Origin of the sequence: Burkholderia sp. S-53, assembly GCF_025560745.1 — a bacterium.
Lineage (GTDB): Bacteria > Pseudomonadota > Gammaproteobacteria > Burkholderiales > Burkholderiaceae > Burkholderia > Burkholderia pyrrocinia.
Genome location: NZ_CP090482.1, coordinates 382853 through 402294 on the forward strand (window position 1 = coordinate 382853; position 19442 = coordinate 402294).

The 19442-nt window shown below is 64.6% G+C and carries 20 protein-coding genes; 14 read left to right on the forward strand and 6 right to left on the reverse strand.

The window, feature by feature from the left end:
* Positions 1-28: 28 nt before the first annotated feature.
* Positions 29-646 carry a LysE family translocator gene (locus LXM88_RS01465; RefSeq protein ID WP_262531382.1) on the reverse strand — a complete coding sequence of 206 codons (618 nt, stop codon included), beginning with the start codon at positions 644-646 and terminating at the stop codon, positions 29-31.
* A gap of 67 nt (positions 647-713) precedes the next feature.
* Here LXM88_RS01465 and LXM88_RS01470 point away from each other — a divergent pair, with 67 nt between their 5' ends.
* The 4 genes from LXM88_RS01470 (at position 714) to LXM88_RS01485 (ending at position 4049) form a co-directional block, all read left to right on the forward strand.
* Positions 714-1637: a LysR family transcriptional regulator gene (locus tag LXM88_RS01470; RefSeq protein WP_262531383.1), complete on the forward strand. Its 924-nt coding sequence runs from the start codon at positions 714-716 to the stop codon at positions 1635-1637.
* A 344-nt stretch (positions 1638-1981) separates the two neighbouring features.
* Positions 1982-2698 carry a pentapeptide repeat-containing protein gene (locus tag LXM88_RS01475; RefSeq protein ID WP_262531385.1) on the forward strand — a complete coding sequence of 239 codons (717 nt, stop codon included), beginning with the start codon at positions 1982-1984 and terminating at the stop codon, positions 2696-2698.
* A 288-nt stretch (positions 2699-2986) separates the two neighbouring features.
* Complete coding sequence (locus LXM88_RS01480; protein ID WP_262531386.1) at positions 2987-3583, forward strand: nucleotidyltransferase domain-containing protein; 597 nt, start codon at positions 2987-2989, stop codon at positions 3581-3583.
* A 133-nt stretch (positions 3584-3716) separates the two neighbouring features.
* Positions 3717-4049, forward strand: coding sequence for a cupin domain-containing protein (locus LXM88_RS01485; protein WP_262531388.1), 333 nt, complete (start codon positions 3717-3719; stop codon positions 4047-4049).
* 164 nt (positions 4050-4213) lie between these two features.
* Here the strand turns inward: LXM88_RS01485 and LXM88_RS01490 are convergent, their stop codons facing one another.
* The gene (locus LXM88_RS01490) at positions 4214-4513 is read right to left on the reverse strand and encodes an H-NS histone family protein (RefSeq protein ID WP_047904474.1); all 300 of its coding nucleotides are present in this window, start codon (positions 4511-4513) and stop codon (positions 4214-4216) included.
* Positions 4514-4785: 272 nt separating this feature from the next.
* Here LXM88_RS01490 and LXM88_RS01495 point away from each other — a divergent pair, with 272 nt between their 5' ends.
* Entirely contained in the window at positions 4786-5274 is a 489-nt protein-coding gene (locus LXM88_RS01495) for a RidA family protein (RefSeq protein WP_262531390.1), read from the forward strand.
* A gap of 54 nt (positions 5275-5328) precedes the next feature.
* On the opposite strand, the gene LXM88_RS01500 is transcribed toward LXM88_RS01495, so the two are convergent.
* On the reverse strand, positions 5329-6318 hold the full coding sequence (locus LXM88_RS01500; protein ID WP_262531391.1) for an AraC family transcriptional regulator: 990 nt from the start codon (positions 6316-6318) through the stop codon (positions 5329-5331).
* Positions 6315-7373, reverse strand: a complete 1059-nt coding sequence (locus LXM88_RS01505; protein WP_262531393.1) for an NAD-dependent epimerase/dehydratase family protein — start codon at positions 7371-7373, stop codon at positions 6315-6317. The genes LXM88_RS01500 and LXM88_RS01505 overlap by 4 nt, the downstream gene beginning before the upstream one ends.
* Before the next feature lie 249 nt (positions 7374-7622).
* On the opposite strand from LXM88_RS01505, the gene LXM88_RS01510 reads away from it, so the two are divergent.
* From LXM88_RS01510 to LXM88_RS01520, 3 genes are all read left to right on the forward strand, one after another.
* Positions 7623-8027, forward strand: a complete 405-nt coding sequence (locus LXM88_RS01510; protein WP_262531394.1) for a hypothetical protein — start codon at positions 7623-7625, stop codon at positions 8025-8027.
* 111 nt (positions 8028-8138) lie between these two features.
* Positions 8139-9191, forward strand: coding sequence for an ankyrin repeat domain-containing protein (locus LXM88_RS01515; protein ID WP_262531396.1), 1053 nt, complete (start codon positions 8139-8141; stop codon positions 9189-9191).
* Between the two features lie 457 nt (positions 9192-9648).
* Entirely contained in the window at positions 9649-9900 is a 252-nt protein-coding gene (locus LXM88_RS01520) for a hypothetical protein (protein WP_262531397.1), read from the forward strand.
* Between the two features lie 115 nt (positions 9901-10015).
* Here LXM88_RS01520 and LXM88_RS01525 read toward each other — a convergent pair whose 3' ends face one another.
* On the reverse strand, positions 10016-10744 hold the full coding sequence (locus LXM88_RS01525; protein ID WP_262531399.1) for an aminotransferase class I/II-fold pyridoxal phosphate-dependent enzyme: 729 nt from the start codon (positions 10742-10744) through the stop codon (positions 10016-10018).
* 870 nt (positions 10745-11614) lie between these two features.
* Between LXM88_RS01525 and LXM88_RS01530 the strand changes: the two genes are divergently transcribed.
* The 6 genes from LXM88_RS01530 to LXM88_RS01555 all read left to right on the forward strand — a co-directional run bounded on the left by LXM88_RS01530 (position 11615) and on the right by LXM88_RS01555 (position 18957).
* The gene (locus tag LXM88_RS01530; protein WP_262531401.1) at positions 11615-12706 is read left to right on the forward strand and encodes a helix-turn-helix transcriptional regulator; all 1092 of its coding nucleotides are present in this window, start codon (positions 11615-11617) and stop codon (positions 12704-12706) included.
* A gap of 456 nt (positions 12707-13162) precedes the next feature.
* Entirely contained in the window at positions 13163-14149 is a 987-nt protein-coding gene (locus LXM88_RS01535) for a TRAP transporter substrate-binding protein (protein ID WP_262531402.1), read from the forward strand.
* Positions 14146-14718: a TRAP transporter small permease gene (locus LXM88_RS01540; protein WP_262531404.1), complete on the forward strand. Its 573-nt coding sequence runs from the start codon at positions 14146-14148 to the stop codon at positions 14716-14718. The genes LXM88_RS01535 and LXM88_RS01540 overlap by 4 nt, the downstream gene beginning before the upstream one ends.
* A gap of 4 nt (positions 14719-14722) precedes the next feature.
* A complete protein-coding gene (locus LXM88_RS01545; RefSeq protein WP_262531405.1) occupies positions 14723-16075 on the forward strand; it encodes a TRAP transporter large permease in 1353 nt (450 codons plus the stop codon).
* An 89-nt stretch (positions 16076-16164) separates the two neighbouring features.
* Positions 16165-17256, forward strand: coding sequence for a lactonase family protein (locus LXM88_RS01550; RefSeq protein WP_262531406.1), 1092 nt, complete (start codon positions 16165-16167; stop codon positions 17254-17256).
* 141 nt (positions 17257-17397) lie between these two features.
* Positions 17398-18957: a methyl-accepting chemotaxis protein gene (locus tag LXM88_RS01555; RefSeq protein ID WP_262531407.1), complete on the forward strand. Its 1560-nt coding sequence runs from the start codon at positions 17398-17400 to the stop codon at positions 18955-18957.
* A 198-nt stretch (positions 18958-19155) separates the two neighbouring features.
* On the opposite strand, the gene LXM88_RS01560 is transcribed toward LXM88_RS01555, so the two are convergent.
* The gene (locus LXM88_RS01560; protein ID WP_262531409.1) at positions 19156-19410 is read right to left on the reverse strand and encodes a hypothetical protein; all 255 of its coding nucleotides are present in this window, start codon (positions 19408-19410) and stop codon (positions 19156-19158) included.
* Positions 19411-19442 lie beyond the last annotated feature (32 nt).

Consider the following 19442-nt stretch of genomic DNA (forward strand, 5'->3'; position numbering starts at 1 on the left):
GCCGGGAAGCGCGGACCGGGCACACGAATCAGCGACCGCCGCGTGCGATGGCGAGCGCGACGCCGAAGCCCACGAGCAGGCCTCCGAAGGAGCGGTCGATCCAGTGACGCAGCGACAGCAAGCGGTCGCGGACGGCAGTGGCGGAGAAACAGACCGCTACCAGGCTGAACCAGCCGGCATGCGCGAGCGCGATGAAGGCGCCGTAACCGATCTGCACGATCAGCGGCGTGTCGGGCCGGACTGCCTGCATGAACAGGCTGACGATGAACACCGTGGTTTTGGGATTCAGCACATTGGTCAGGAAACCGGTGCGCAGTGCCGCCAGATCGGACAGCGGTGCCGCCTGCACGTCGGGTTGCCCGCCACCCGCCTTCGTCATGAGCATCTTCGCGCCCAGATAGATCAGATAGATCGCGCCGACGAGCTTGACGACATTGAAGAGCCACAGAGACTGGCGGATCAGCAGGCCCACGCCCAGCAGCGTGTAGCTCACGTGGACCGTCACGCCGAGCCCGATGCCCAGCGCGGTGAGCAGGCCCGATCGGCGTGACAGCATCAGGCTGTTGCGCGTGACCATCGCGAAGTCTGGCCCCGGGCTGATGACGGCCAGCAGCGTAATGGTGACTACAAGTATCAATTCCGTCATCGCATTGTCCTTTCGATTGATGTCGACATGGCACAATCCTAAGAGCCCTAGCCCATCGGGAAAAGCGATGATTTCTGACCAGAATGGTGAGATCGACTCACAACAAATGCGCGCGAAGCTGCCGTCGCTGATGGCGTTGCGCTGTTTCGAGGCGGCCGCGCGTCACGAGAATTTCAGCCGCGCGGCCGACGAACTGTGCTTGACCCACGGCGCGGTCAGCCGTGCGGTGCGCCTGCTCGAAGAGGACCTGGGCGTCGCGCTGTTTCAACGGCGCAGTCGTCGTGTCTTCCTGACCGACGCGGGCCGCAAGCTGGCCCAGGCGGTACACGACGGTCTGGGTCTGATGCGTCACGCCGCGCACGAATTGCGTACCGAGGCTGCCCGCGCGCGGCGTTGGGTTCTGTCGTGCGAGCCCACGCTGTTGATGCGTTGGCTGATCCCGCGCTGGCCGGACTTCCAGGCGCGGTATGCGGGCGTCGACATTCACCTTGTCGCTGCGGGCGGTCCGTTCTCGTTCGACAGCGGCATCGACATGGCCATTCGCCGCAATGACTTCGCGTGGCCAGCGGGATATCACGCCGAGCTTCTGTTCGCCGAGCGGGTGGGGCCGGTTTGTCGGCCGGATAAAGTCGATGCGTGGTTTTCCGGTGGTCGTGGGGGTTGCTTGCTGAAGCCGGATGCTCCGCGATTGCATACGCGGACCAGGCCGGACGCGTGGAAGGAATGGGCGGTGGCGGCGAATCAGCCGACGGCGAGCGGGCGGGCGCAGATGTTCGACCATTTCTATTTCAGTCTGCAGGCGGCTGTCGCGGGGCTGGGGGTTGCCATCGGCCCCTGGCATCTCGTGCGCGACGATCTGGAAAGCGGTGTGCTGGTCGCGCCGATGGGGTTTGTGGAAGACGGCTCGCACTACTGTTTGTTGACGCCGGAAGCCGTGGCGGCTGCAAGCGCGCAGGCGGATCTGCTTGCGTGGTTGAAGACGATGGCTTGATGGGGCGAAAGGGCGGTTGAGTGATCGTTCGAATGCGCTGCAAAGGGCAGGCCAAGTTCATCGGAGCAGGCTGGTTACGATGAGCGGGATCGGTTGCTGCCGATTTCGACTGCCTCTACCGGGCCATCGGCCCCGGATCGGATGACAAAATTCGTCGACATTGCGAAGCCGAGCGCGAGAACGGTAGAATTCGTGTCGCCGAAAATAGAGTGGCAGGTTGGTATCTCCTGCGCCCCACCAGGGGTTCTATACATGCCGCGGCGTCAACCTTGCTTTCGCAAGTCAAGGGGGGCGCACTGTGGACATGGCCCTGCGCGCCCCCCCATATATGGGGATTTGCACCGATGCGCACAAACGTAAAAGATCCGTCGACCGGCAACGGGGCGGTGTTCAGCGAGACGAGCTTCAGCCGGGACGAATTAGCCCGTGTACTTCGGCAATCCGGTGACGGGCCGACCTTCGAGCGCTGCAACTTCGACGGCCAGGACCTTTCCCACCTTGATTTTCGTGCGGCACGATTCGCACAGTGCAACTTCGAGCGGACTCGCCTCGAGCACAGCGATCTTGCGAACAGCCGCTGGCTGGCTTGCAAGGGTGCCACCGCAAATTTCCGGTATTCAAATGCGACTGATGCGCGCTTCTGCCGGAGCGATTTAAACAATACCGATTGGACTGGCGCCAAGCTTGCATCGACCGTCTTTACGGAGGTCAGGCTGACTGGAGCCCGTTTCACGGACATCCGGGCGTTGGGGCTCAGCTTCCACGATTCCCTGTTGGTTGGTGCCAGTCTTGGAGGGTTGTCATTCCGGAAGCAGACCCTCGAAGCATTAAATTTCTCCGAGGCAGACCTGTCCGATTGCGATTTTCGCGATGCTGTCTTCGATGGCGGCAGCCTCGGTAATGCTCGCCTGCTAAACACCCGGTTCGACGGCGCGGACCTGCGCTCTGTAGACCTGAGTGGTCTGCGGCTATCCGATGTCTTGCTCCATCTCAAAGGAGCGATACTCTCCGTCGATCAAGCGGTTGCGTTGATCGGCGATTGCGGCGTTCGCGTGATGTGAACCTCGTCAGGCGCGCGGTCAAGCTCGCTTGCGCGCCTGACTTCAGTTACGCGTCGGCAAACGCAGCGCTTGATCGCGGCGGGGGAAGGGCCGTCTCCGCCCGAATCGTCGAACAACGCGCTATTTGGTTCAAAGTGATGGAGGCATGTTCACGTCGATGAAATCGGCGAGCACGGACAGTGCGATCAAGAACGACAAGTCGTTCCCGCGCAATGCGTTCGGCAGTGTGCAGATTCAATTCGACACGCATTATTCAATGCAGCGCGTTCCAGCAGGATGAATACCCGAATGGGAATCCCCGACCAGGAGGCATTGAATGCATGGCAACCGGACGCACTCGCTCGACGATTGAGCGAGATCCATTTGCCCTGGTGCATCGTCGGCGGGTGGGCCATCGATCTTTGGCACGGCACCCGGACGCGCGAACATGACGATCTTGAATTCACGAATTTGCGGGAAGATTTCGGCAGATTCCGTCAGGCGTTCAGCGATCTGGCGTTCTACACGGCGCACGCCGGCGTTGTCGAAAAACTGCCCGAAAATCAGCCGCCGCCGCCCGAGGTCATGCAATTCCGGGGATTCGACCGCGCTGCCGAAAGTTGGCGGATCGATATGATGATCGAGCCTGGAGCGCCTGAATGGTGGGCCTACAAGCGAGATCCGTCGTTCACGCGACCGCGTGCCGGAATGGTGATGAGAACCGCCGGCGGCATCCCGTATCTGAATCCGGCCGCCGTCCTTCTGTTCAAGGCCCGGGATCGACGCCCCAAAGACCAGCAGGATTTCGACCGGGCATTGCCGAAACTGCCGGTCGGCGAACGCGTGTGGCTAAAAGACTGTCTCGACGCGCTTCATCCCGGTAATGAATGGGCACAGGCGCTGTAACGGCCATTCATCATCTTATTGCGTGCATTCATCAACGCGCTTGTCAACAATGGCGTCCGTTGGACTACAGTGAACATTTCCCGGCACTTTTGAACCCGCTCCTTCATGCGAAGGTCAACGACGAGGTCGAGCCATGCAACTTCAAACCGGTAACCTGTTCAGCGTCGAAGGCCAGCGCGGCGGCGGCGAGCGGATCGACATCCTTGTCACGGGGCAGCGCCTGAACGTCGAGCGGATCGTGTCGATGGGGCACGCGAGCCCCGACGGGTTCTGGTATGACGACTCGCGCGCCGAATGGGTCGTGTTGCTGTCGGGGGCGGCCGTGCTCGAATTCGAAGAGGGTTCGACGCGGCACGACATGCGCCCGGGCGACTACGTGCTGATCGAGCCGCATTGCCGCCATCGCGTCGCATGGACGCACGAAAACGAGCCATCCGTGTGGCTTGCGATTTATTACGAACGCTGAAGAAAGTATCGGCGCGCGACGCGATTCGCCGATTAATCGGCAGCGCCACGCACCGAACAGGACAAAACGCCGTCAACCCGGAGCGGTGTTTGGATACCGCCGGTATCGATGCCCCATATCGCCGGACAGCGCGCTGAATCGCGCGCCGGTGCGCGTCGAGAACCTTATTCCTGGATCAGGAATCGATTGCGATTCTTCGCATCCTTGATCCATGCGGGCGCGCGACCGCGGCCGGACCAGGTCGCACCGGTCTTCGGATCGCGATACTTTGCCTGCACGGGTGCCGACGCCTGTTTGGCCGGGCGACCGCGGCGCGCACCGAAAATGTCCTTCTCGGTAATGCCGAATTCCGCGACCTTGGCGCGAATGTCGTCGACGATCGACTGGAATTCCGCAGCGCGCGCTGCTTCGGCTTTCTCGGCCAAAGCTTCCATTTGGGCTTTCAATTCCTTGTAAGTCGCCATATATCACTCTTCAGGTTGTATCCATACATGATAGCGCTTTCAGCCGGGATTCATGCAGAAATTCTCTTCAATTGTCGTCTCGCGCACAAAGCGGCGACGCACGACTGATTCGAACACCTGAAAGATGCACCGCTTTGGCGGTTTAAGGCACGCGGATTCAACGCATCGAACGGCCTGACGACGATTCTTCGCAGCCGATCTTCTCTTTTGGGACAAGTACCGAAGACTCAATTATTCTTTATCTTTTTTCAGAAGGATCGGGGATTTCACCGATGAACAGAGACGAAAAGCTGAGACAGGTCGCGGCCGAATTCGGATTCGATCCGGACGAGGAAATCAGGATCGGCGGAAAGTACACGCCCGTTCTGGTCGACGGGAGTACGGCCTATATTGCCGGCCAGATTCCGCGCGTGGGGGACGTGGTGCACTTCGTCGGCGTGGCGGGTGAATCCGTTTCGCTGGACGACGCTCGCCGCGCGGCCGGAATATCGGCGCTGCGAGCGCTGTCGCTGATTCGCAAGCACTGCGGCACGCTCGATGCAATCGCGACGGTGCCCCGCATCACCGTGTACGTGCGGAGCGCACCCGGCTTCACGATGCAAAGCGAAGTGGCCGACGGCGCCTCCGACGTCTTGTATGCCGTGCTCGGCGATGCGGGCATCCATACGCGTTCGTCGGTCGGCGTGCTGCAATTGCCCAAAGGCGCTTCGGTGGAAGCGGATTTCATTTTCGGGTTGAACGGCGGCAATGCCGGTCGCTGACGCCTGCGCGCATGGGTACGGCGGAAGGTCGGACGGGCAGCGCTGCGTCGAGCGTCAGCGTGTCGTGCGCGAGCGTGCGGCTTCGGGTGTCATGCCGGTCCATTCGTTGAACGCACGGAAGAACGAGTTCGGGTCCTGGTAGCCGAGCAGGAAAGCGATCTGGGCGCAGGGCAGATCCGAGCGATCGAGGTAGTGCCATGCGAGCTTTTCACGGACCTCCGCGAGGATGGCCTTGAAGCTCGCGCCTTCGTCGCCGAGTCGCCGCTGCAGCGTGCGCTTGCTGATCGCAAGCATGCGTGCGACATCGTCCACGGTGGCGACGCCGCCGGGAATCAGTTCGAGCAGCGCAGCACGCACGCGCTCGGCGATGCCGGCGTCGGCCGACAATGCTTCGAGGCGGCGGCGCAGGTCGGGCTCGAAGATCTGCCACATCGCGTTGTTTGCCGTCACGAACGGACGTCGCACACCTTGCAGCGCGAGACTCACGGAGGGCGTGTCGCCGTATTGCGGCGTCACGCCGAAAAACTGCGCGTAGCCGTGATCGGGCCTGAGGTCGCGCGGCAGCGTGACGGCTCGCGCGGACATGCGGGTGCGGGTGGCGAGACGCGCCACTTTCACGAAGAAACCGAGCTCGGTGGCGAGCAGCGTGCCGGGTGGCGGCGGGTCGCGTTCCAGGAAATCGACGGTGAGCGTCAGTACGTCGGACTCGCGCGCGATGTGCAAACGGATCGGGCCGATCAGCGGCTTGAACTGGGCGATGCGCCGTATTGCGACCTCGAGGTTCGGGCTGCACAGCGCCGCGAAGATCGGCGGATCGAACGTCTCGGCCGTGAGGAGATCGAGTACGCGCAGCGCGATGGCGGGCGTATCGACCATCTCCTCCATCGCGCGCCACATGCGGAAATACTCGCGGGTCGTCAGCCCGCCCTCCGGGCGCGCGAACAGATCGGCGGGCAACTGCGCGCACCGCAGCAGCTCGTCGACTCGCAGGCCGAGGTCGATGATCATGACCTGCCAGCCGGGTGAAATCGCGAAGCGATTCATCGCCGCAATTGCCCGGTCTCGACAAGCTGTTGAAAGAATTCATTCATCGATTCGGCGAGCGGACGGTAGCGAATGCCGAGTTCGTTGCGGCTGCGGCTGTTGTCGGCGCGCCAGGGAAATCCGACGTTGCGTGCGATCACGCGGCGCGTCACATCCTTGTTCGCCAGCGGGCCGAACAGCCACACGAGCCACTTCGGCAGGATGCGCCGCGGAATCGGGTAGTCGGCGCCGTACCGGTCGAGCAGTGTGGCCGCCATCGCCGGCAAGCTCGTGTCGTGGCCCGAGACGATGTAGCGGCCGTTTGCGTCCGGCAGGAATGCCGCCCGCAGATGGGCATCGGCCACGTCGCGCACGTCGACCGCACCGATGCCGAGATCCGGCGCGCCCATTTTCATCGTGCCGTTGCCCATTTGCCGCACGATCTCGAAGCTTTCCGACGTGGCGTACGGGTTGATGCCCGGCCCGATGACGAGCGACGGATTGACGGTCACGAGATTCCAGCGGTCTTGCCCGCCGGCGATTTTCCACGCTTCGCGCTCGGCCACGGTCTTCGAATACGAATAGGGCTGGTGAGTCAGCGACGAGCTGGTGTTCCAGATGGCCTCGGTGAACACGCCGTTCGGTGTCGCGGCGAGATCGGCATTGTCGCCGTAGATGGCGGCGCAACTGCTGGTCAGCACGACGCGCCGGACCGACGGCGTGCGGTTGGCCGTTTCGAGCACGTTGCGCGTGCCGAGCAGCGCCGGATCGACCAGTTCCTTCTGCGGATCGCGTACATGGACATTGAACGGCGACGCGGTATGGAACACGATCGCGCAACCGGCCATTGCGTCCGCGTACGATCCGGGTTCGAGCAGATCGGCGCGGAAATAGCGGATCGTGCCGGGCGCGCCGGCCGCGATGCGCTGCAGATGCTTCAGCTTGTCCGGGCTGTCGGGGTCGCGGACGGCCGCATGGACCGTCAGGCCCGCGGCGAGCAGCTGCTGCACGAGCTGGCCCGCGACATACCCGGTTGCGCCGGTCACCATGACGGGGAGGTCGGTATCGATTTGCATCTTCGTGGATTCCGTGACGGATGGTGTTCGACATGATGCCGATTTTTCGCGGGGAGATGACTCGCAAAGTGCGCCAATCGACCGGCGAAGCGCGACAGGTGCAGCCTTGTCGGCATCGCGTGCCGGTGCGGTGGATCATGGGCCGGCCGGACGGCCTGGCCGTTCGCCGATTCATGCGCGACGCGCAAGTCATTGACGCGTCGCCCCGCGCCCGATTACGCTCCGCGGATCGCACACGGAGGAAGATCGATGAACGACGACGCGACGGAACGGGTGATCGAATTCGCCAAACAGGTCATTGGCTACATGCAAGACACCTTTCCCGGCTGGAACGAAGTTTACGTCCGTTTCGATGCGCCGAGCGATGTTCAGTACGGCGTACGTGCTTCATACGCGACGGCGGCCGGCATCGAGTTGATCTCCACGATGCAGCATCGCGGTCTGGTCGACGGCGTCATGCACATCGGCGCGCAATTGCGCGACGCGCTGGCGAATGACGGAAGGAAATTCCGCGTCGCGCTCTTTCGTGCCAATTCCCGGTTTTCCTATCGAATGGATTACGAATGGAGCGACCACGCGCGCTGGAACATCACGAAGCTCGGTGGTGCATCCGGCCTTCCGGACGGACTGGAAGCGCTTGAACCGCTGGACTGACGGTCGCTCCGGGCGTGGCCGCTTCGGCCATCGCTGCAACGGCTGCGTCACCGATTCGTCACATTGACGGAATACCAACGATACGTATCGCCGCGAGGGCGGAGGCCTGCAATGCCGAAAGCAAAAAAGAAGCTGCTGCCGAAGGACTTCGAATCGTTGCTCGACGAAGGCGACCTCGCGAAGCTGCAGGCCGTGTTCGACGCCCGCGACGTGGATGCGCGTGGCGGGGTCAGCAAACGGACGGCGCTGTCGTTCGACCGTTGCCCCGACGATCTCGCGCGCTGGCTCGTCGCGCAGGGCGCGGACGTCGGTGCGGCCGACGCATACGGCAACACCGCGCTGCATGTGCGCGCCCGCGGCCGCCGCAGCCGTTTCGACGTGCTGTTCGAACTCGGCGCGGACGTTCACGATGACCGCGCATCGATCGGCACCGCGCTGCACGCGGCGGCCGACTCGCGCAACGCGCAGTCCGCCCGCGTGCTGCTCGACCACGGCGCCCGCGTCGATGCGTTGAATCGCGACGGGCAGACGCCGCTCGAGCGCGCGCTGCGCACCTGCGGCAATGCGGACCTGGAGCACATGGTCGCGCTCGCCGACGTACTGCTCGACGCCGGTGCGGCGAGGACGCCGTCCATGCAAACCAGCGTGACGGAGATCGGCGAACGTTTCGAGTTCATGCGCGAGCGCTTCAACCCGGAATCCGTCGATGCAGCCAGCGCCGCGCTGGAGCGGCTGTACACGCTGTTCGACGTGCCGCCGGTGCCGCGCCGTCAACTGCACGACGCGCGGTCGCCGATCGTCGTCGCGGCCGGCACGTGGCAGGAGCAGCATCAGGCGTTGTGGACGCAACTGGTGCCGGGGACCGGGCATGCGGCGACGGTGCAGGGCGAAATCGTCCGCATCTCGGGCCGCATTGCGTACGAGCTCGACAACAACGGAGGCTGCAACTGGGATGCGGACTTCCGGAAGATGGCCGATGCGTTCGCGGCATTCGTGCGCACCGGGACGTCGCTGCCGTCGGCCGATTTGTCTGACGTGGAAGCGCTCGTGCACGACGTCAAGCGCCAGTCCGGCGATCCGGCGCAACTGTGCCGGTTCGCTGTCGCATGGGTGCGCCTGAACCCCGAGCCGGTCAAACTCGAGCCGCCGCCTTATCGGCGGTAACCGTGCTCCGGCGCGCACGGAGCGACGCCTGTTCGTGCGCGCTGCAGATCCCTGTTTCCGGTTTCCTCGGCTGCCGTGTGCCGGCGGCGGGCCGTTCAAGTCGAGCGCGATCCCGCCGTAGCGCCGGCGGGCAAGCACGTGCTCGCCGGCCATTCCACTCCCCGTAATTTCCGGAAACCGTCACTTCCCCGAATTCTGCCGGCATCCCCACTTTTGGGGATGCCGGCGCCGGACAGTCCGCCTACGATTGGCAACAGCGCATCGGGGATGGATGTAACCGGAACGCGCGGACACGCTTGCCGCTCCGTGTCGAACGCCGGGACTGCCCGTGCAGTCGACTGACACAGTCCTTGCGTATGCTGACAGGCAACGTGTGCGGTGCGTCGTTTGCGTCGCAGCACGATGGCGCGTTGATGACGGAAGGCCTGATGTCGCACTTCGGGGAATTTCAATCGATATGCTGGCACGAGACTATGTAGAACGAGAGCTCGCTCACATACAGAGAATGGTGGCTCTCCTGGACAGCGAGACGATCGCTGACGGCGTATCGATGTCGGGCGCGGGGCGCGTGAGGCATCCGAGCTACTGGCGCGGGCGGATCGAGGCACTGCTGTCGACGCCGGATGTGCCGCGTCACCTCGGGAAGCTCTGCGAAGCGATGCTCGTGAAGATCGACGAGATGGAATCGCGATACGTGGCGATGAAGTAACTGCGCCGTCGGACCTGCCGCCGAAACGTGCGTGACGCGGCGGGCGGCTCGATCGGCACGGCGCGCCTGCACGGCCGCGGTCCCGAAGCGTCGCATTCCAGCGCGTCGTCGTTGCTCATTCATGCGCGATCACCGCAAGCAACGCCGCGCGAAACGCGGCCATCTCCGCAGCGGTGCCGATGGACACGCGCAGGTATTCCGGCGGGCCGGACTCGCGAATCAGAACCCCGTGGCGCAGGAGTCCGCTCCAGATCCGGTGGCGATCGGCAAACTTGCCGAACATCACGAAGTTGGCATCCGAATCGGCTACCGCGAGGCCCTGGCTGCGCAGCCAGCAAACGGTTGCGTCACGCTCGGCCTTGATCGCGTCGACCTGCGACAGCATCTCGTCACGCGCGACCAGCGCCGCGCAGGCGGCTGCCTGCGTAAAGGCGGACAGGTGATAGGGCAGCCGAACCAGCTTCAGGGCTTCGACGATCGCAGGCGCGCAGGCGCAATACCCGACGCGGCCGCCCGCGAACTTGAACGCCTTGCTTAGCGTGCGGGTCACGACAAGCCGCGGATGGTCGGGCAGCAGCGTCACCGCGCTGCGGACGCCGTGGCGCCGGAACTCCGCATAGGCTTCGTCCACGACGACCACGCCCGGCGCGATGTCGAGAATCGCGCGGATAGCGTCGACGGGAAGTGCGGTTCCGGTCGGGTTGTTCGGCGACGTCAGCAGAACCACGCTCGGCCGATGCTCGCGGATGCTGTCGATCGCCTGATTCGGATCGAGCGCGAAATCCTCGGTACGCGGCAACGTATGCAGCCGAGTGAAGGTCGTGCGGCAGTATTCGTCATACATCGGATACGCGGGCGTAAAGGCCAGCGCCGCTCGCCCCGGCCGCCGAACGCCTGCAGAACCTGCTGGATCACTTCATTCGAGCCGTTGGCGGCCCAGACGCTCGATGCGTCGACCGTCACGCCGGTGTCGTGCGTCAGATAGGCGGCCAGATGCGCGCGCAGCTCGGCAAAGTCGCGGTCGGGATAGCGGTTCGCCTGCCGCGCGGCGTCGGCCACGGCAGCCGCGATGCGCTCGACGAGCGATGGCGACGGCGGATACGGGTTCTCGTTGACGTTCAGGCAGACCGGCACATCGAGCTGCGGCGCCCCGTACGCGTGCTGCAACCTGAGGTCCTCCCTGAGCGGCAAATCCGACAAGGACATTTCCTTCCACGGTCGTTGCATTGAAAACACTCCGTACGTTATCGATCGATCAGCGGGGCATGGTCTTTCAAGGCGGCCAAAAACAAAAAAGGCGCCGGAGGCGCCTTGGTCGTTGTCTTGATCGGGAATGCTCCCGATTCGATGACTAGATGCGAAACGAACCACGGCGCAACAGCGGGCGTCCGTGGTGATGGTGCAGGTGGGTCGTGGCGTTTCGGATCATCATGCGCTGCATCATGACATACGCCGACCCTGATGAAAAGCCGGCGTCGCGATGCATTCCGCGGATGTGCGCTGCCATCACGATCGGCGCCGTCGAACGCAAAGGCCCCGGTCTTTTGTACCGAAAGGAACCGAAAGCTTGTCGAGAATGGCCGTTACGTCTGACGAAAAACGGTATTAAACGTGGTATTTCAAATCAAATGAACAGAGGCAATTGAACAATGCCGCCGATTGAGTAAGATTCGCGCAAGACGTTCAACAAAAACGCACGGCGCGGGGTAGCCAGATGCAACGGAACGGATTGATTCCATCGGCATGGATCGATGACATCTACGCTGCGGCGCTGGGCGATCAACGATGGGAAGCGGTGCTGGACGGGCTGCGATCGACGGTCGGCGTGCGCATGGCCACGCTGCTGTCGTTCGACGACGCGGCGAGGGTGCCGGCGATCGAGCAGGCAGCCGGCGACGACCCGTCATGGCTCGCCGCGTGTTACCACACGTACAACACCGAGTTCTACCGGTACGACCCGGTCGTGCCGATCGCCGGCAACTGGCCGGCGGGCCGCTGGTTCGAGGACGTCAAGCACTTGTCCCCGCAACAGCGCACGCACAGCGTGTTCTATCAGGAGTTCCTGCGTCCTTACGGGCTCGGCAGCATCTCGGGCCTGTATATCCATCGCGAAGCCGGGGCCGGCGCATTCCTCAGCGTCCAGAGCGGCCCCGAATCGCAAGGGCTTTCCGACGATCAGCGCCGCACGATCGAAATCATGGGCACGCATATCGCCCGTGCGCTGCAGATCCAGACACGCATCGGCGAGCTCGAGGCGCGCGTGGCCGCCGCGGAATCGGCGCTCGACGCGATTCCGGTGCCGGTGTTCCTGCTCGGCGCGCAACGCGAACTGCGTTACACGAATCGCGCAGCCGATCAACTGATCGCGGCGGAACCGGCGATGCGGATCGTGAACGGGCGCTTCGCGCCGGAAGGCTGCGTCGACGATGCGCAATGGCGGCACGCGTTCGCACGTGGCGGGTTGTTGCTGCGGCGCGCGACGGGCGAACCGTTGTCGCTCGCGCTGATGCCGATCCCCGAACAGTCTCGCCTGCTGCATGAACGGCCCGGCGTCGCGGCACTGATGACCGCCGCCGACCTGCGTTCGCCGTCGGCGCGCGCGCAGCGGCTGCGCGTGTTCTACGGGCTGTCGTCGGCCGAAGCCGATCTCGCGGTGCTGCTGTGCTGCGACGGGCTGTCGCCGCAGGAATGCGCGGCGCTGCGCGGCGTGTCGATCGGCACGGTCCGCGCGCAGATCAAATCGATCTACGCGAAGACGGATGTGGCGCGCGCGGCGCAACTGACGTCGCTGGTCATGCAGACGTGACGGTGCGGCGAGCGCCCGCGCTCGCACGGCGTGCTTCTCGAATCTTCGCGGTTCCGCCGCGCGCGATGCGTGGCCGGCGCGTGCTCGTGGCTGCGCGCGGGCGTGTCTGCTTCGTGGTCAGTCATCCTATAACGATGGCAAACGAAGCGGAAGACTGCTTTTCGGCGTCGGAAAACGGCTACACATGCGCCCGGTTCAAATGCCGCCCGGTTTCCGGAAAACGTTTCGCGAAGAATCGCCGGAACGGAGAATGCAATTCCACGAATCGCACTCGGAACCCCTGATGACAGCGATCATAGGCGTATGCACCAAGTGAGTTAAACGATTAACCGACGTACATTCGCGTCAACACGTCATACGACGTATGACTCTGCGGTTCCGGGGAGTGCATCGCCGACGAGTGCGCATGCCGACGGATCGCCGCACAACAACGATCGACCATCAAGGAGACTCACCATGAAGCACCGATTCCCCGGTTCCCGTACCGCGCTCGCCGTCGCGCTGCTGGCTGGCTTCGCGATGTCCGCGCAGGCGCGCGTGTTCCGCTCGGCGGACGTGCACGGCGACAACTTCCCGACCAACATGGCGGTGAAGTTCATGGGCGACGAGCTGTCGAAGCAGACGGGCGGCAAGGATTCGATCAAGGTGTTCGGCAACAGCGCGCTCGGCTCCGAGAAGGACACGGTCGACCAGGTCCGGATCGGCGCGATCGACATGGCGCGCGTGAACGGCGCGTCGTTCAACGAGATCGTGCCGGAATCGCTGATCCCGTCGTTCCCGTTCCTGTTCCGCGACGTCGACCATTTCCGCAAGGCGATGTACGGCCCGGCCGGCCAGAAGATCCTCGATGCGTTCACGGCGAAGGGGATGATCGCGCTGACGTTCTACGAGAGCGGCGCGCGCTCGATCTACGCGAAGCGCCCGGTGCGCTCGCCGGCCGACATGAAGGGGCTGAAGGTGCGCGTGCAACCGTCCGACCTGATGGTCGACGAGATCAAGGCGATGGGCGGCACGCCGACGCCGATGCCGTTCGCCGAGGTGTACACGGGCCTGAAGACGGGCCTCGTCGATGCGGCGGAAAACAACATGCCGTCGTACGAGGAAACGAAGCACTACGAAGTGGCGCCCGATTACTCGGAGACGCAGCACGCGATGACGCCGGAAGTGCTGGTGTTCTCGAAGAAGATCTGGGACACGCTGTCGCCGCAGGAGCAGGCGGCGATCAGGAAGGCGGCGGCCGATTCGGTGCCGTACTACCAGAAGCTGTGGACCGCGCGCGAGGCGTCCGCGCAGCAGGCGGTGACGAAGGGCGGCGCGAAGGTCCTGCCGGCCGCGCAGATCGACCGCGCGGCGTTCGTGAAGGCGATGCAGCCGCTGTGGACGAAGTATGAAAAGACGCCGCAGATGAAGCAGATCGTCGACGAGATCGAGGCGACCAAGTGACGCGTCGCACTTCCCTGAACAGCGCGGCGGCCGCGGGTGCGGCGGCCGCCGCCCCGGACGGCGCGGCGCCGGCGCGGCCGCACGCGGCGCCGTTCCTGCGCTGCGTGAACGACGTGCTGTTCCGCGTGCTGGCCGTGATCGCGTCGGCCTGTCTCGCGGTGCTCACGGTGCTGGTGTTCTACGCGGTCGTGATGCGCTACGTGTTCGAGAATGCACCGGATTTCGTGGAGCCGATCGCGCTGCTGCTGGTGATCGTGATCGCGATGTTCGGCGCGGCGATGAAGGTGCGCGACGGCGGCCATATCGGCCTCGATTCGCTCGTGCGCCGGCTGCCGCCGAAGGCGAGCACCGTGGTCGTCGCGATCCAGCACCTGAGCCTGATCGCGTTCGCGATCATGATCATGGTCGGCTGCGGCAGCATGGCCGCCGAGACGATGGGCGACCACATTCCGATCATCGGGCTGCCCGAAGGCGTGCGCTACCTGATCGCGATGCCCGCGGCGATCGCCATCATCCTCTTCTCGCTCGAGCATCTGCTCGCGCTTCGTCGTTCTTCGTCGGGACAATAACGCCATGGAACTCGCGATCCTGTCCGTCAGTTTTCTGATTTTCCTCGTGCTCGGCGTGCCCGTGTCGTTCGCGCTCGGGATAGCCTGCGTGCTGACCTATATGGTCGAAGGCCTGCCGATCGCGACCGCGATGCAGGCGATGATCTCGGGGATGAACGCATTCTCGTTCCTCGCGGTGCCGTTCTTCATCTTCTCCGGCGAACTGATGCTGCACGGCGGCATCGCGGACCGGATCCTGCGCTTCGCGCAGGCGACCGTCGGCCATTTCCGCGGCGGCCTCGGGATGGCGAACGTCGTCGCGTGCACGCTGTTCGGCGGCGTGTCGGGCTCGCCGACCGCCGATACGTCGGCAATGGGCGGCGTGGTGATCCCGCTGATGAAGCGCGAAGGCTACAGCGCCGCGTACGCGGTCAATGTGACGACGCATGCATCGCTCGCCGGCGCGCTGATGCCGACGTCGACCAACATGATCATCTACGCGTTCGCCGCGCAGGGGATCACCGGGATGCTGCACGGCCAGCCGGTGAGCGGCGTGTCGATCGGCGACCTGCTGTTCTCGGGGCTGCTGCCCGTGCTGTGGGTGATGGGCTTCGTGCTCGCTGCCGCGTACTGGCAGGCCGTGCGTCACGGTTATCCGCGCCGTCCGGACGGCTCGTCCGCGCTGCCCGCGTTTCCCGGCTGGTATGCGGTGCTGCGCAGCTTCGTCGGCGCGGTGCCCGGGCTGATGGTGATCGCGATCATCCTCGTGTGCGTCGCGAAGGGGATTGCGACCGCGACCGAAGCGGCCGCGATCGCCGTCGTGTACTCGCTCGTGCTGACCGCGATCGTCTACCGGACGCTGACGGTCGCGAAGCTGCGCCGCGCGCTGTCGCATGCGGCCCGCACGACGGGTGTCGTGCTGCTGCTGATCGCGGTGTCCAACATGCTGCGCTTCCAGATGTCGTACCTGGAGATTCCGGATGCGATCGAAGGGCTGCTGAAGCAGTCGACCGCGGCGCCGTGGCTGATGCTGCTGTATATCAACATCATCCAGGTGTTCCTCGGCACGTTCGTCGACATGGCCGCGCACATCCTGATCACGACGCCGCTGTTCCTGCCGATCGCGATGGCGTGCGGCGTCGGGCCGGTGCAGTTCGGGATCATGCTGCTGCTGAACTGCTCGCTCGGCCTCGTGCACCCGCCGATCGGGTCGGTGCAGTTCGTCGGGTGCGCGATCGGCAACGTGTCGATCGGCGAGACCACGAAGATGGCGTGGCCGTACTACCTCGCGATCTTCAGTGCGATCAACATCGTCACGTACCTGCCGTTCTTCTCGACCTGGCTGCCGAGCGTGATCAGCGGGCACGCGGTGTTCTGATCGCGCGCTTCGCCTGTCGCGGCGCCGGACGACCGAGGTTGTCCGGCGCCGCAGTCGCATGTGCTGCCCTTTCACCGACATCAAGACACATGAACACGAAAACACTCTGGCGAACCGTTGCGGCGGCCGCTTTCGGGATGGTCGCGTCGCTCGCGCACGCGGCGACGTATGCGTATGTATCGAACAGCGACAGCCGCGACATCTCGGTGTTCGGCGTCGATCCGTCGAACGGTTCGCTGACCGCGATCGAGACCGTGCCGGTCGGCGGCACCGTGATGCCGATGACGCTGTCGCCCGATCATCATCGCCTCTATGCGGCGCTGCGCTCGACGCCGTATCGCGTCGTCAGCTTCGCGATCAACCCGCTCGACGGTCGCCTGATCGAGCTGGGCCGCGCGCCGCTCGCGGACAGCATGGCCTACGTGTCGACCGATGCGTCCGGCCGCTATCTGTTTTCGGCGTCGTATGGCGGCAACCTGCTTGCGGTGAACCGGATCGGCGAGAACGGCGTCGCGGGCGACGTGCAGCAGACGGTGAAGACCGGCCCGATGGCGCACGCGATCCGCCAGTCGCCGGACGGCCGCTACGCGTTCGCGTCGGTGCTCGGCGCGGATGCGTGGCTGCGGCTGCCGTTCGATGCGTCGACGGGGACACTGACCGACATTGCGACGCCCGCATATCGGCTGCCGGACAAGTCGGGCCCGCGCCATTTCGTGTTTTCGCCGAATGGTCGCTTCGCGTACCTGATCGACGAGCTCGACGGCAAGCTGCACGTGCTCGTGCTGTTGCACGGCGGGGCCGATGCGCGGCCGATCCAGACCGTGTCGATCGTGCCGCCGGATTTCCATGGCGACAAGCCGTGGGGCGCGGACCTGCACCTGACGCCGGACGGACGATTCCTGTACGCGTCGGAGCGCACGTCCAGCACGCTCGCCGCGTATCGCGTCGATGCCGCGTCGGGCAAGCTCGAGCGGATCGGCACGTTCGCCACCGAGAAACAGCCGCGCGGCTTCGGCATCGATCCGTCGGGCAACTATCTGCTCGCGGCCGGGCAGTTGTCGCCGACGCTTGCCGTGTACCGGATCGACCGCAACACGGGCCGCCTCGACGCGATCGGGAAGTATCCGGTCGGCAACGGTGCGAACTGGGTGGAGATCGTGTCGTACGACGGGACGAACTGACTGGCGACGCAGCGGGCGGCATCGTGCGCATGCCGCTCGTTTCGCGCTGTTGCGTATCGCAACGCGCGACGCATCATCGCATCAAGTTGACGCAACGCATGCCGTTAACCGATAAGGTAAAACTTAAAAAAGCGATCCATCATGCGTGATCTGAAGGTAAAAAACAGTTTGCTCGCCGTGCTCGCTGCTTTTGCAACGATGATCATCATCGGCGGCATCGTCGGAATCGCTGCGCTCGGAAACGCGAACGCGAACGCGAAGCGCCTGCATGAAATCGCCGCCCAGACGTTGCTGGTCAACGACGCATACAAGGACAGCACCCGGACGCGCTCGGCACTCGTGCGCGTGTACGCGGCGCTGAAGGAGCACAACGACCCGGCGCAGCGCGACTCGGCGCTGCAAAGCGCGCAGCGGACGTTCGATTTGTCCGCGAAGGAAACGCAGGCGTTTCAGGGCGCTCCGTCGGCTGTCGGTATCGATACCGACCTGAAACGGGCACTGGTCGAATCGTCGACGCAACTGGCCGCCGTCCTCGCACGCGCGACCGACGCGCTTCGCAACGGCGATACCGCTGCGTATGCAACGATCAACGACAAGGAGATCACGATCGCCGGCCAGGTCTATTCGGCGAACGTCGAGAAATTCCAGCGCCTCGCGAACCGCCTGTCGGAAGAAACGATCGGCGACGACAACGCCGCTTACACGCGCATCGTCGCGATGGTGGGCATCGGCGTCGCGCTTGCGCTCGCGCTGATCGTCGCGACGCACTTCGCGCTGCGCCGGATCGTGTCGCGGCCGCTCGCGAACGTGGCCGCGTTGCTCGACCGGATCGCATCGAACGACCTCACCGTGAACGTGCCGGACGCCGGCAGCAATGAAATCGGCCAGTTATTCGTGGCGATGAAGCGGATGCAGCGCGGTCTCGCGGCGACCGTTGCCGGCGTGCGCGATAGCAGCGATGCGATCCACACGGCCGCGCGCGAGATCGCCGCGGGCAACCTCGATCTGTCGAGCCGCACCGAACAGCAATCCGCGTCGCTCGAAGAAACGGCCGCGAGCATGGAGCAACTGACGTCGACGGTCCGCCAGAACGCGGACAACGCACAGCAGGCGAGCACGCTTGCCGCCGGCGCGGCGAACCTCGCGCAGCACGGTGGCGAACTGGTGGGCCGCGCGGTCGACATGATGGGCGTGATCAATGCAAGCTCGCAGAAGATCGCGGAGATCACCGGGATGATCGACGGGATCGCATTCCAGACCAATATCCTCGCGCTCAACGCGGCGGTCGAATCGGCGCACGCAGGCGAGCACGGGCGAGGTTTCGCGGTCGTGGCGGGCGAGGTGCGTACGCTCGCACAGCGCAGCGCGACCGCCGCGCGCGAGATCCGCGAACTGATCGGCGCGTCGATCGACGATGTGCGTGACGGCAACGCGCTCGTCGCGCAGGCGGGGCATGCAATGGGCGAGATCGTGTCGTCGGTGCGACGCGTTGCGACGATCATGACCGAAATCACGACGGCGACGGTCGAGCAGAGCGCCGGCATCGACCAGGTCGGCCAGGCCGTCACCCAGATGGACCAGATGACGCAGCAGAACGCGGCGCTGGTCGAACAGGCCAGTGCCGCCGCGACAGCGCTCGAGCATCAGGCCAGCGCGATGCAGGTTGCGATGTCGGTCTTTCGTGTGGCGCACGCCGGCTGATGCCGCGCCCGAACGCGATTGCGCGGATCGCCATGCGAAAGGGCAGGCGCGTCAGCTGGATGGAGATCGTTTCGTGCGACGTAACGAACCGAAAGCCGGTCGGGCGGCAGGATGCGATCCTGCGCTGAACCACGCACGGGCCGGGCACGTTCGACACCTGCTTGCCGGTCGCCCGCGCATCGGTCGGGCCGCGAGCGATCAATCGTGTTGCGTGTCAGGCGCGCTGCCGTCGCCCGATGCGTCATCGCCCGACCGATCGTCGCGCCATTGCGCAAGATCGCGCCACAACGCCGGACGCGCGTGGTCGCGCGGCGGCAGCCTGATCACGTACGCGACGCCGCGCACGTTGACCACGACACCCGAGTCGGGCAGCGTGGCCGGGATACCGGAGAACGGTTGATCGGCGTCCGGCTCGGAAACGGGGCCCAGCGCAAGCGGGCGTCGAAACATCATTCGAATTCTCCGTGGCGCCGCGATACGGCGCG